General features: G+C 62.3%; 10 protein-coding genes. 9 read left to right on the forward strand and 1 reads right to left on the reverse strand.

Going from position 1 to position 12,581, the window contains the following annotated elements; all coding sequences use genetic code 11:
- Nucleotides 1-140: 140 nt before the first annotated feature.
- From ACTJKS_RS22125 to ACTJKS_RS22165, 9 genes are all read left to right on the forward strand, one after another.
- Nucleotides 141-1,193 (forward strand): isopenicillin N synthase family dioxygenase, encoded by a 1,053-nt coding sequence (locus ACTJKS_RS22125; RefSeq protein ID WP_108182922.1) that lies wholly within the window; start codon nt 141-143, stop codon nt 1,191-1,193.
- Nucleotides 1,194-1,217: 24 nt separating this feature from the next.
- A complete protein-coding gene (locus tag ACTJKS_RS22130) occupies nt 1,218-2,027 on the forward strand; it encodes a MetQ/NlpA family ABC transporter substrate-binding protein (RefSeq protein ID WP_108182921.1) in 810 nt (269 codons plus the stop codon).
- Complete coding sequence (locus ACTJKS_RS22135; RefSeq protein WP_086792814.1) at nt 2,024-2,824, forward strand: methionine ABC transporter ATP-binding protein; 801 nt, start codon at nt 2,024-2,026, stop codon at nt 2,822-2,824. Before ACTJKS_RS22130 ends, ACTJKS_RS22135 begins: the two co-directional genes overlap by 4 nt.
- Nucleotides 2,821-3,492, forward strand: coding sequence for a methionine ABC transporter permease (locus tag ACTJKS_RS22140; RefSeq protein ID WP_108182920.1), 672 nt, complete (start codon nt 2,821-2,823; stop codon nt 3,490-3,492). Before ACTJKS_RS22135 ends, ACTJKS_RS22140 begins: the two co-directional genes overlap by 4 nt.
- Nucleotides 3,493-3,500: 8 nt before the next feature.
- Nucleotides 3,501-5,051 (forward strand): sugar ABC transporter ATP-binding protein, encoded by a 1,551-nt coding sequence (locus tag ACTJKS_RS22145; protein ID WP_108182919.1) that lies wholly within the window; start codon nt 3,501-3,503, stop codon nt 5,049-5,051.
- Nucleotides 5,044-6,069 carry an ABC transporter permease gene (locus ACTJKS_RS22150; RefSeq protein WP_108182918.1) on the forward strand — a complete coding sequence of 342 codons (1,026 nt, stop codon included), beginning with the start codon at nt 5,044-5,046 and terminating at the stop codon, nt 6,067-6,069. The genes ACTJKS_RS22145 and ACTJKS_RS22150 overlap by 8 nt, the downstream gene beginning before the upstream one ends.
- Before the next feature lie 31 nt (nt 6,070-6,100).
- On the forward strand, nt 6,101-7,156 hold the full coding sequence (locus tag ACTJKS_RS22155) for a substrate-binding domain-containing protein (RefSeq protein WP_108182917.1): 1,056 nt from the start codon (nt 6,101-6,103) through the stop codon (nt 7,154-7,156).
- A gap of 611 nt (nt 7,157-7,767) precedes the next feature.
- The gene (locus tag ACTJKS_RS22160) at nt 7,768-10,155 is read left to right on the forward strand and encodes a TonB-dependent receptor plug domain-containing protein (RefSeq protein WP_108182916.1); all 2,388 of its coding nucleotides are present in this window, start codon (nt 7,768-7,770) and stop codon (nt 10,153-10,155) included.
- Between the two features lie 41 nt (nt 10,156-10,196).
- On the forward strand, nt 10,197-11,561 hold the full coding sequence (locus ACTJKS_RS22165; protein WP_108182915.1) for an APC family permease: 1,365 nt from the start codon (nt 10,197-10,199) through the stop codon (nt 11,559-11,561).
- Here ACTJKS_RS22165 and ACTJKS_RS22170 read toward each other — a convergent pair.
- Complete coding sequence (locus tag ACTJKS_RS22170) at nt 11,558-12,019, reverse strand: DUF3574 domain-containing protein (RefSeq protein ID WP_108182914.1); 462 nt, start codon at nt 12,017-12,019, stop codon at nt 11,558-11,560. The genes ACTJKS_RS22165 and ACTJKS_RS22170 overlap by 4 nt on opposite strands.
- Nucleotides 12,020-12,581: the final 562 nt, after the last annotated feature.

A 12,581-nucleotide genomic window follows, 5' to 3' on the forward strand; every position in this document is an offset into this window, starting at 1 on the left:
TTTGTTCGTGGTTTTTAAGATCGTTTAGTTTTGTCTCACGACGAATCAAACGCATCAAACCGATAGACCCCCGATTGCCATGACGGCACACGCTGAATCGATCAAAGGCTCTTCAGGTTTGGTTCACACGGGAGTGAATCATGCCGCATACCCTCGATATCACCACGCTGCCGACGCTCGACCTTTCGTTGTTCGAAGGCACCGCGCAACAGCGTTATGAATTTCTTGAAAACCTGCGTCACGCCGCGCGTGACGTCGGCTTTTTCTATCTTACCGGCCATGGCATCGACAGCCACCTGCTCAAGCAGGTGCAGGATCACGCCCGGCAGTTCTTCGCCTTGTCCGAGCACGAAAAAACCGCCGTCGGCATGATCAATTCGCCGCACTTTCGCGGGTACAACCGTGCCGCTTCCGAGATCACCCGTGGTCAACCCGACTGGCGTGAGCAATTCGATCTCGGCGCCGAGCGTGAAGCGTTGCCGCTGGACGCGGACAGCCCGTTGTGGGCTCGGTTGCAGGGGCCCAATCAATGGCCGGCGGCGCTGCCAGCGCTCAAACCGCTGCTGCTGGAATGGCAACAGGCGATGACGCGCATGGCGTTGCGCCTGCTGCGTGCCTTTGCCCAGGCGCTGTCGCTGCGGGCGGACGCGTTCGATCAGTTGTACGGCGACAAGCCCAACGAACACATCAAGTTGATGCGCTACCCAGGTCAGGCTGCCAGCGCGAGCCAGCAGGGCGTCGGTGCGCACAAGGATTCGGGGTTTCTGAGCTTTCTGCTGCAGGACCAACAGGCCGGTCTGCAAGTGGAGGTCGAAGAGGGGCGCTGGATCGATGCGCTACCCCGCGACAACACGCTGGTGGTAAACATCGGCGAATTGCTGGAGCTGGCCACCAACGGTTATCTGCGCGCCACGGTGCATCGGGTGGTGTCGCCGCCCGCAGGCAGCGAGCGTTTGTCCATCGCCTTCTTCCTCGGCGCGCAACTCGATGCCGTGGTGCCGCTGTACCCGTTGCCCACCGTGCTGCTGCGTGAAGCGCGTGGCCCGGCGAGTGATCCGCTCAATCCGTTGTTTCGCGATGTCGGCTGGAACTACCTCAAGGGTCGGTTGCGTTCGCACCCCGACGTCGCCCGGCGCTTCTATGCCGATGCGCTGATGCCCGCCGCACCGGCTCGCAAGACCGTCAACGCCTGATTCATTCGCTCAAGGACTCCGCCCATGTTGAAAAAAACAGGTTTGACCCTGGCCGTGCTCGGCGCGCTGGTGACTTCGTTCGGTGCTCAGGCGCTGGAGCCGCTGCGGGTGGCCGCTGATCCGGTGCCCCACGCGCAGATTCTCGCGTACATCCAGACAATCGATCCGCAACTCAACCTCAAGGTCATCGAGATTCCCAACGGCGTGAACTCCAACGAGCTGTTGGTGCATGGCGATGTCGATGCCAATTACTTCCAGCATCTGCCGTACCTGAAATCCCAGGAACAAGCGCTGGGGCAGAAACTCGCGGTGGCCGCCACGGTGCATATCGAGCCGTTGGGCATCTATTCGCGCCGGCACAAAAGCTTCGCCGAGGTGCCGGAAAAAGGCACCGTCGCCGTGCCCAACAACGTCACCAACCTGAGCCGTGCGCTGTACCTGTTGCAGGACAACGGGTTGATCAAACTCAAGCCCGGCTTCAAGGATCCGGCGGCCGATCAGGCCACCCCCAAGGACATTGCCGAGAACCCGAAACAGCTGAAGATCCTCGAAATCGAATCGCCGCAAATCCCTCGGGCGCTGGACGATGTCGACCTCGCGGTGATCAACGGCAATTACGCACTGGAAGCCGGACTGGTGCCGGCCCAGGATGCGCTGGGGCTGGAAAAGGCCGAGCACAATCCGTACGCCAACATCCTGGTGACTACGCCGACACTGCAAAACGATCCGCGCATCGCACAACTGGCCAAAGACCTGACCTCGCCGCAAGTGGCGAAATACATCAGCGATAACTTCAAGGGGTCGGTGATTCCGGTGGAGGATGCCAAGCCATGATCGTCGTCGAGCGTTTGAGCAAGACCTACCCGTCAGCGCCGGCACCGGCACTGGATCAGGTGTCACTGAGTATTCCCGACGGCGCGATCTACGGCATCCTCGGGCGCAGCGGCGCAGGCAAGTCGACCCTGTTGCGTTGTCTCAATCTGCTCGAACGCCCGGACAGCGGGCAAATTCTCATCGACGGCGTGGACCTGCTGACCTTGACGCCCAGCGACCTGCGCCGCCAGCGTCAGCGCATCGGCATGATCTTCCAGGGCTTCAATCTGCTGCACTCGCGCACCGTGTTCGACAACATCGCCGTGCCGCTGGAAATCGCCAACGTCGGCAAACCGTGGCGCCATGTGCGGGTGCGCGAGCTGCTGGAACTGGTCGGTTTGACGGACAAGGCGCAAGCCTTTCCCTCGCAGTTGTCCGGTGGGCAAAAACAGCGGGTGGGGATTGCCCGCGCCCTGGCAGCGGAGCCTGCGTATCTGCTGTCGGACGAAGCCACCAGTGCGCTGGACCCGGAAACCACCGCGTCGATTCTTGAGCTGCTGCGCGATATCAACCGGCAACTGGGTGTGACCATTGTGCTGATCACCCATGAGCTGGACGTGGTCAAGTCGATCTGCGATCACGCAGCGTTGATGGCCGACGGGCGCCTGGTCGAGTCCGGCCCGGTGCCGCGTTTGCTCGCCGATCCGCAGTCGAGTCTCGGCACGTCGTTGCGTCCGACCTGCGGCCTGCCGCTGGGCCACGACATCCCCGGGCTCAGCTTCCTCAAGCAATACGGCGTGCGAGCGGCTCAGTCATGAACCGCGCGATCAACTGGGATGAAATCCTGCAACTGCTGTTCAACGCCACCGGCGAAACCCTGTACATGGTCTTGCTTGCCGGGCTGTTCACGCTGCTGATCGGTTTGCCGCTCGGGGTGTTGCTGTTTATCAGTCGCCGCGACGGCCTGCGGCCGCTGCCACGGCTCAATGCCGCGCTGGGTTCGCTGGTCAATCTGGGGCGCTCGCTACCCTTTGTGGTGATGTTGATTGCGCTGATTCCGCTGACGCGTCTGCTGGTGGGTACGACCCTCGGCAGCACCGCTGCGGTGGTGCCGATCACCATCGGCGCGTTTCCGTTTTTCGCGCGGATCGTCGAGAACGCGCTGGACGAAGTCGACAAAGGCCGGATCGAAGCGATCCTCGCCATGGGCGGCGATATCCGCCATGTGATTTGCAAAGTGCTGCTGCCCGAAGCGCTGCCGGCCCTGCTGGCGGGGATCACCCTGACGCTGGTGATGCTGATCGGTTTTTCTTCCATGGCCGGGGTGATTGGCGGTGGCGGCCTCGGTGATCTGGCGATCCGTTACGGCTATCAGCGTTTCAACAACGAAGTGATGGTCGCCACCGTGGTGGTGCTGGTCATTCTGGTGCAGGGCGTGCAGAGCCTGGGCGACCGGCTGGTGCGTTCGCTGGCCCATCGACGTTAAGGAATTTTATGAGTGTCGTCGTGGCCCGCGCGCCGCTGATTCAAGTGCGTGAATTGAGCAAGCGCTTCGGCTCGAACCGCGCACTGGATCGCGTCAGCCTGCAGATTCATGCCGCCGAAGTGGTGGCGTTGCTCGGTGCCAACGGTGCCGGCAAATCGACGCTGGTGAAAATTCTCGCCGGCAGCCAGCGCGCCGATGGCGGCGAGATTTACATCGACGGCCAGCCCCGGCAATTCAGTTCGCCGCTGTCGGCCCGTCGAGTCGGAATCGTTGCCGTGCATCAGCAGATCAATGAGGGCATTGCGCCCGGTTTGAGCGTGGCGGAAAACCTCCTGCTCGATGAGTTGTGCAGGCCCGACGCGGACTTCTGGCTCAACCGCCAGCGCCTGCTGGAGCGCGCCGCGAGTATCGCCGCCGGGCTGGGCCTGAAATTGCCGCTGGAGCAGCCGATTGAACACCTGGGCCAGGCCGAACGGCAGTTGGTGGTGCTGGCGCGGGCCTTTGCCCTGCAGCCGCGTCTGCTGATTCTCGATGAGCCGACCGCAGCGTTATCAGATGCCGAGGCGCAGCGGCTGTTCGGGCTGATCGACACCCTGCGCAGCCGTGGCGTGGCGATTCTGTACATCTCCCATCGCTTGTCCGATCTGCAACGGGTGGCGGACCGCGCCATTGTCCTGCGCGATGGTCGACTGGCCGGGGAATTCAGCGCACGGCAGTTGCCGGAAGCGGTGCACGCCATGCTCGGGCAGGCGCTGGACGGGCATGTCTACACGCCCGGCAGCGTGGGCCGAAAAGTATTGGGCGTGCGCGGTTTGCAGGTTTTACCGCGCTCCAGGCGCTTCGATTTCGACCTGCACCAAGGCGAAGTGGTGGTGCTGACCGGGCTGCTCGGCGCCGGCAAAAGCGAGATTGCCGAAGTGCTGTTCGGCTTGCGCAAAGCTGTGGCCGGCAGTCTGCAACTGGACGGCGTGGACTGGCTGCCGGGTTCGCCAAGGGCGGCGATTCGCAGCGGTGTGTTTCTCGCGGCGGAGGATCGTGCCAGTCAGTCGCTGGTGCCGGATTTCTCCCTGCGCCGGACCCTGACGCTGCCGTTTCTGCAGCGCTTCACCCGCGCCGGTTTCATTCGTAACCGCGCCGAAGCCGCAGCGGTCGAGACGCAAGTCGCGGCGCTGGGGATCAAGACTGCCGGTATCGAGGTGCCGATGAGTGCGCTGTCCGGCGGCAATCAACAGAAAGTTGTGCTGGGTCGCTGGCTGCTCGGGGACGGGCGGGTGTTGATTCTCGATGAGCCGTTTCAGGGCGTCGACGTGCGCGCCCGTCGCGAGATCGGCCAATTGCTGCGCGACACTGCCGCCAGCCGCGCGACCCTGGTGATCTGCGCCGATGTCGATGAAGCCCTGGAAATCGCCGACCGGATTCTGTTGGTGCGCGATCACGCGGTGGTCGGCGAATACCCGCGCGCCGGCCTTGAACGCGCGACCCTGGTCGCCGCGCTGGCCGGCAGCGACGCTAGCGAACATCCCTTTCATGCCACGCCAAGGAGCAGAGCGAGTGCCTGATTCGAGTTCATTGTTGTCGTCCGCTACGGCACCCGCCGAGCGCCTGTTGCACGCGCTGATCCGCTACGGCCTGTTGTGGCTGCTGGCGCTGATCGTGGTGTTTTTCAGTGTCGCGGAGCCGGCGTTTTTGCGCGTCGGCAATCTGTTCAGCATCTTGCAGTCGGTGTCGATCGTTGCGCTGTTGGCTCTCGGTGTGACCCTGACCATGGCCGTCGGCGGACTTGATCTGTCGATTGGTGCGGTGGCGGCGATGAGCCTGATGATCGCCAGTTACGTGATGGTGGTGCTCGGCTGGGGCGCGGTGCCGGCGGTGCTGATCAGTCTGGGCGGTGGCGCACTGGTCGGGCTGCTCAATGGCTGGCTGATCGTCAAGCTGCGGGTGCCGGATATTCTCGCGACGCTGGGCAGCATGTTTCTGGTGATCGGCGTGCAACTGATTCCCACGGGTGGGCGCTCGATTGCGGTGGGCATGACCTTGCCCAGTGGTGTGGAAACCGAAGGCACGTTCAGCGCGGCGTTTCTCGCCCTCGGCCGCGGACGTTTGTGGGAGGTGGTGCCGGTTCCGGTGTTGATCACGGCGCTGGTGGCGCTGGCGGTGTGGCTGTTTCTCGAGCGCACGCGCATCGGCCGGTTGTTTTATGCGATTGGCGGCAACGAGCAGGCAGCGCGGCTGGCGGGGGCGCCGGTACAGCGCTTCAAGTTACTTGCTTACGTGCTGTCGGCGTTGCTCGCCGCGCTCGGCGGTTTGCTGTTGGCGGCGCGGTTGGGGCGCGGCGATGTCAGCTCCGGCAACGGCCTGGTGCTGGACGCCCTCGGCGCGGCGCTGATCGGTTTTGCCGTGCTCGGAGCGAAGAAGCCCAATGCGTTCGGCACTTTGGTCGGCGCGTTGTTGGTTGCTTCATTGCTCAACGGTCTGACCATGCTCAACGCGCCGTATTACGCGCAGGATTTCGTCAAGGGACTGGTGCTGGTGCTGGCCCTGATGTTCACCTTCGGCCTCGCGCATCGGGCGCGCTGAGCCGGTTCATTTGTCGCTGCAAGGAAGATGTATGCACGGTTCAATCAAGCAGTTCGCACGCCATTGCCTCGCCGGCGCGGTGCTTTCGGCGTTGGCGTTGAGCGCTCAGGCCAAGGCATTGCCGGGTGCTCCGGCGCCGTTCGACAAGGGCCAGGTGCAGATCGCGCTGGTCGGTTACCTGTTTTCCGGGGACTTTCCCGAGGCGTACCTGCGCGGCGTGGAGAAACAGACCGAGGCGCTTGGGGCCAATCTGCGGGTGTTCGATGCGCGGCAGCAGGCGGCGAGTCAGGGCGAGATGATCGATCAGGCGATTGACCTCGGGGTCGACGGGATCATCGTGCAACTGGGCCTGGCGGAAACCCTCAAGGGACCGATTGACCGGGCGATCGCCAAAGGCATCAAGGTGGTGGCGTTCGACGTTGACCTGAACAGTCCGCAAGTGACTCAGGTCGAGCAGGATCACCATGCACTGGCGCGGCTGGCGCTGGATCAGGCCGTGAAAGACAACGGCACGCGGTTCGATGCCGGTTACGTGTACATCAGCGGCTTCACGCCGATGGAGCGCCGCGACGAGATCTGGAGTGAGGTGAAAAAGGCCAATCCGGGCATCATCGAGAAGGCGCGGTTCGGCACGCTCAATCCGCCGATTGCCAACTCGGTGGCGGATCAGGCCAGCGCGGTGCTGCGCGCCAATCCGGATATCCGCGTGATCTTCGCGCCGTTCGACGAGTTCGCCAAAGGCGCGAAAATCGCCGTCGACGAGGCCGGGCTGGGGCGCAAGGTGAAGATCTACAGCGCCGACATTTCCACCGCCGACATTCAGATCATGAAAGAACCGGACAGCGCCTGGGCGGCGACCGCAGCGGTCAATCCGCAAGTCGCGGGGGCGATCAGCGTGCGCAGTCTGGCAATGTTGATTGCCGGCGAAAATCCGGGGCATCAGGTGCTGGTGCCGCCGACCCTGATCACCCGTCAGCAACTGCTCGATCTGGACGTGAAAAACGTTCGCGACCTGGCGCAGAAACTCCCGGCGTTCGGTGATACCGCCAACGTGGCGCGGGCGGAGTGGATTCCTGTGGCGAACTGAAAAATCTGTATTCATCCACCGATCCCTGTGGGAGCTGGCTTGCCAGCGATAGGGCCTGTTCAGCCACCTTATTTATTGACTGATACACCGNGCGATAGGGCCTGTTCAGCCACCTTATTTATTGACTGATACATCGCTTTCGCTGGCAAGCCAGCTCCCACAGGTTTTGCGGCGTGCACCAATCCGCTGATCGACACAATCCACTGTGGGAGCGGGCTTGCCCGCGAAGGCGCCGGTTCAGTCGATAAAGATGTTGGATGTGCCAACGCCATCGCTGGCAAGCAAGCTCCCACAGGGAAGTGGTCTACATTTTAGTTAGTTGATCTTTAGTTGGTTTAAGTGTTGATGGAACAACACTTGTGTTGCTCTAAAAACAACTATTCAGCCGGATCTAACCTAAGTGTTATTGGTTCTTTTACGGCAAGCCTTCAGCCCGTCTAGCATCGGTGTTCAACGGAGAAACTGACTTTGGGGATGCTGCGCTTCAGTCACTAATCAGCCTTCACCGCCTTCCTGATTTCCATAACTACAGCAGACATTGCCGTGCATTGATTGCCGACCCTTTATTGTCGGTAACGGCCGGGTATTAGCTGCGATAAAGGAGCTGTCCCATGTATCAGCGTTCGCGTTCATTACTGGCCATCGCGGTGGTCGGTGCGATCTGGCAACTTCCGGCGCAAGCCGAAGACACTTCCACCCGCGTTGACGATGACACACGGCTGGGTACCGTGCTGGTCACCGGCACTCGGGGCACGGCACGTACGGTGCTCGATTCTCCAGTGCCGGTGGACGTGTTGACCGCCGCCGATCTCAAGTCCACGGGCGCGGCTGACGGTGAACTGGGCCAGGCGCTGCAGACGTTGCTGCCGTCGTTCAGCATGCCGCGTCAGTCCAATTCCGGTGGTGCCGACCATGTGCGCGCCGCACAGCTGCGCGGCATGAGTCCGGATCAGGTGCTGGTGCTGGTCAACGGCAAGCGCCGTCACACCTCGGCGGTGGTCAACGACTCGTCGAAAATCGGTCGCGGCACGGCGCCGGTGGACTTCAACTCGATCCCCATCAGCGCGATCAAACGCATCGAAGTGCTGCGCGACGGCGCCGGGGCGCAGTACGGTTCCGACGCGATTGCCGGGGTGATCAACATCATCCTCGACGACGCGCCCGAGGGTGGTGAAGTGTCCACCAGCTACGGCGCGTTTCACACCCATCAGGACGCCATCGGCAGAACCACCACCGACGGCCAGAACAGCGTGACCACGGCCAAGATCGGCACGCGTCTGGGTGAAGAGGGCGGGTTCATTCGCGGCGGCACCGAGTACAAAAATCGCAATCCAACCAACCGCGCCGGTTTCGACGGTTTTGCCAATACCCCGGACCAGCGCAACTACGTGATGGGCGACGGCCTGGCGCGGGACGTCAACCTGTGGTTCAACAGTGAGCTGCCGCTGGCGGGTGGCAAGGCTTACAGCTTCGGCACCTACAACCAGCGCCACACCACCGGCGCCGAATTCTATCGCTACCCCTACGAGCAGCCGCAGTTCTATCCCAACGGCTACCTGCCGCAGTCGCTGGGCGACAACAAGGACGTCTCTGCCACCGCCGGTTTCAAAGGCATGATCGGCGCAGACTGGGACTTCGACAGCAGCGTGACCCATGGCCGCAACCGCTTCGACGGCTCCACCCGCCGCACGCTCAACGTCAGCCTCGGTGAGGACTCGCCGACCCGGTTCGACACCGGCGATTACGAGCTGCGCCAGACCACCACCAACCTCGATTTCAGCCGCGAACTGCGCCTCGGCGGACGCTCGTTCGTGCTGGCGCTGGGCGGTGAATACCGCTACGAAAACTACCTGACCTACGCCGGTGACGCGGCCTCGTACATCGGTTCCGGCGCTGACGGCGCCAACGGCCTGCGCCCCAGCGAAGAGTCGGACCTGGACCGCAACGTGTTTGCTACCTACGCCGAGTTGTCGGGCGATCTGACTGACCGCTTTTTCGTCGACGCCGCCACCCGCTGGGAACATTACGATGATGCCGGCAGCAAACTCACCGGCAAGCTCAGTGGTCGCTACAAACTGACCGAGCAGTGGGCGTTGCGCGGTGCGGTGTCGAACAACTTCCGCGCGCCGTCGCTGGCGCAGAGCGGCTTTCAGAACACCACCAGCAACTTTGGCGAAGGCGGCACGCTCACCGATATTCGTGTGCTCTCGGTCAACGACCCGATCGCCCGCGCGCTGGGGGCCGAGAAGCTCGATCCTGAAACCTCGAAGAACTTCAGCCTCGGCCTGACCTTCCAGCTCAACGAGCGCTTCGATGCCTCGCTCGATGTGTTCCGTATCGACGTCAAGGATCGCATCACCCTGTCGCAGCGCATCGGCAGCGATGCCATGGAGCAATACATCAACGACAATTTCGGCGTGGCCGGGGTGCATGACGTCAACTTCTTCACCAACGCCGCCGACACCAGCACCCACGGTGCCGAACTGGTGCTCAACTACCACCAGCCGCTGTATGAAGGGCAACTGGGCCTGACCACCGCGTACACCTACAACCACACCAAAGTCACCAGCACCAAAGGCACGCCCGCGCAACTGACGGCGCTGGGTATCGGCAACGATGCACTGGTCGGCGTTGAAGAAACCAACACCCTGACTGACGCGGCGCCCAAGGATCGCTTCGTGTTTTCCGCCAACTGGGCCAGCGAACACTGGGGCCTGCTCGGGCGTCTGACCCGGCAGGGCGAAACCACTCGCGTGTTCGACTTTGGCGACTCGCAACCGGAGCAGACCTACGGCGCGGTGTGGCAACTGGACGCCGAGGTGACCTACAAATTCACCCCGAAATTCAGCGTCGCCCTGGGCGGCAACAACCTCACCGACAACTACCCGGAGCGCTCCGGCTCGGCGATCAATTACGGCGGCAACCTGCCGTATGACGTGCTGTCGCCGATCGGCACCAACGGCGCTTACTACTACGCCAGCGCCACTTACGGCTTCTGAGCCGCACCGCCATGGACGGCGGATCTTCTGCGGAACTCTGCATGAATCACTCCAACGGCCCCAAGCGCCATCTGCCAGTGTTGCAGGCGCTGCTGATCACGCTGGGCATGGTGATCACCACCGACATCCTCAAGACCGCGCCGACCGTGGCGCTGAACGTCGGGCGGGAATATTTCTACTGGGTGTGGGTGCTCGGCGGCCTGGCGTCGATGGCCGGGGCGTTGTGCTTTGCCGAAATGGCCACGGCATTCCCACATCCTGGCGGCGACTATCACTTTCTGCGCACCGCCTATGGCGAGCGCATGGGGTTCCTGTTTGCCTGGTCACGCTTCTCGGTGATGCACACCGGCTGGATCGCCTTGTCGGCGTTCATGTTTGCCGATTACGTCAACGCCGTGGTGCCGCTCGGTCGATACGGCTCGGGGTTGTTTGCTGGCGGGGTGATCGCTGCGCTGGTGCTGCTCAATCTCACGGGCAAGCACATCGGTTTCATCACCCAGACCTTGCTGGTGGGCTTGTTGGCGCTGGGCTTTCTGAGCATCGCCAGCGCCGGGGTGTGGCTGGCGTGGCAGGGGATCGAAGCCGCGCCAGCAAGCGTCTCGGTTGCGCCGGAAAACACCGGTATGGCGGGGCTTTCGGCGGCCATGATTTTCGTGTTTCTGGCATTCGGTGGCTGGAGCGATGCGGCGACCTTGTCGGCGGAAGTGCGCGACGGTCGACGTGGAATATTCATCGCCATGCTCGGCGCGTTGACGCTGCTGATGGCGATTTATCTGGCGCTGAACTGGGCGTTTGTGCGAGGCCTTGGATTCGCCGGGCTGGCGGCGAGCAACGCACCGGCAGTGGAGTTGTTGAACCGTGCCTTTGGCGCGCCGGGTGTGCTGCTGATTCTGCTGATGGTGGGTATTGCGGCCATCGCCAGCATCAACTCGACCTTGCTGGTCGGCGCCCGCACCACCTATGCCGCTGCCCGCGATGTGCCGCAGTTGCGTCGTTTCGGCGAGTGGCACGAACGTGACGGCGTGCCGCGCAAAGCGTTGCTGGCGGAGGGCTCAGTGGCGTTGTTGCTGGTGCTGTTCGGCAGTTTCACCCAGAGCGGCTTCAACACCATGGTCGAGTACCTGACCCCGGTGTATTGGCTGTTTCTGAGCTTCAGCAGCCTGGCGTTGATCATCCTGCGCCGACGCTTTCCCGACGTGCCGAGGCCGGTGAAGGTGCCGTTGTATCCGCTATTACCGCTGCTGTTTTTCGGGCTGTGCCTGTACATGCTTTATTCGAGCGTGACAGTGGTGGGGTGGGGCGCATTTCTGGGGATTGGCGTGTTGCTGATGGGGGCGCTGCTGCTGGCGGGATTGAGCCGCCTGGCGTCGACGCCTCGGCAAGCTCTCGGACAGATCAGCGATTAGAACGATACCTCGGCAGGTTGCGACAGACGCAGTACCGACAAGTCCCCGGTGATGCGTTTGTACGCCAGTCGAATTGCCTCGATGTTGCCGGCGTTCTGCGGATTGTTTTCGTGCAGGATCACGATGACCTTGGTGCTCAACCGCTCCGGCTCCTTTGCCCCATGATCACGCCACTGCCCATAGGCATCGAACACGGTGAAACCGTCGGGAAACCGCGACGTCACTTCCTTGTCGAGAAACTCGCGCCAGCGCGCCGGGCTGACCGCACCGTCCTTGCCATCGACCGTGCCCACCGAGAAGTACAACTCGGTGCGGATCCACTGCGCCTGCGCCGGGCGCGAGGCGTCACCTTGCAGGGTCGAGCTGGCGGGGTCTTTGGTATGCACCGAAACAGCAGGAGGACTGGCGCACCCGGCGACAGCGACAAACAGTGCAGCCAGTAACAGGCGTCTTTGCATGGAACATTCCTTTTATGAGTCAAGTGCAGACGCGCAATGATAGGGGCTGAGATTAATAGCGATAAAAGATTAAAAAATGATTTCTTGGTTGATTAATGGAATAAGAAATCATCGAGTCGTGGGTACCGAACGCGCCAACGCCATCGCTGGCAAGCGAGCTCCCACAGGTTTTGTGGCGTGCACAAAGCCGCTGATCGACACAACCCCCTGTGGGAGCGGGCTTGCCCGCGAAGGCGCCGGTTCAGTCGATAAAGACGTTGGATGTGCCAACGCCATCGCTGGCAAGCCAGCTCCCACCGGTTTTGTGGCGTGCACAAAGCCGCTGATCGACACAACCCCCTGTGGGAGCGGGCTTGCCCGCGAAAGCGCCGGCTCAGTCGATAAAGACGTTGGATGTGCCAACGCCATCGCTGGCAAGCCAGCTCCCACGGGTTTTGTGGCGTGCACCAATCGCTGATCGACACAATCCCCTGTGGGAGCGGGCTTGCCCGCGAAAGCGCCGGCTCAGTCGATAAAGACGTTGGATGTGCCAACGCCATCGCTGGCAAGCCAGCTCCCACAG

The sequence above is a fragment of the Pseudomonas sp. 22189 genome (assembly GCF_052045635.1).
GTDB classification, from domain to species: domain Bacteria; phylum Pseudomonadota; class Gammaproteobacteria; order Pseudomonadales; family Pseudomonadaceae; genus Aquipseudomonas; species Aquipseudomonas parakoreensis.

Excerpts from the sequence above, each read along its gene's own strand:
- ACTJKS_RS22125 (WP_108182922.1), top strand. The coding sequence starts at position 141 with ATGCCGCATACCCTCGATATCACCACGCTGCCGACGCTCGACCTTTCG.
- ACTJKS_RS22130 (WP_108182921.1), top strand. The coding sequence starts at position 1,218 with ATGTTGAAAAAAACAGGTTTGACCCTGGCCGTGCTCGGCGCGCTGGTG.
- ACTJKS_RS22135 (WP_086792814.1), top strand. The coding sequence starts at position 2,024 with ATGATCGTCGTCGAGCGTTTGAGCAAGACCTACCCGTCAGCGCCGGCA.
- ACTJKS_RS22140 (WP_108182920.1), top strand. The coding sequence starts at position 2,821 with ATGAACCGCGCGATCAACTGGGATGAAATCCTGCAACTGCTGTTCAAC.
- ACTJKS_RS22145 (WP_108182919.1), top strand. The coding sequence starts at position 3,501 with ATGAGTGTCGTCGTGGCCCGCGCGCCGCTGATTCAAGTGCGTGAATTG.
- ACTJKS_RS22155 (WP_108182917.1), top strand. The coding sequence starts at position 6,101 with ATGCACGGTTCAATCAAGCAGTTCGCACGCCATTGCCTCGCCGGCGCG.
- ACTJKS_RS22160 (WP_108182916.1), top strand. The coding sequence starts at position 7,768 with ATGTATCAGCGTTCGCGTTCATTACTGGCCATCGCGGTGGTCGGTGCG.
- ACTJKS_RS22165 (WP_108182915.1), top strand. The coding sequence starts at position 10,197 with ATGAATCACTCCAACGGCCCCAAGCGCCATCTGCCAGTGTTGCAGGCG.
- ACTJKS_RS22170 (WP_108182914.1), bottom strand. The coding sequence starts at position 12,019 with ATGCAAAGACGCCTGTTACTGGCTGCACTGTTTGTCGCTGTCGCCGGG.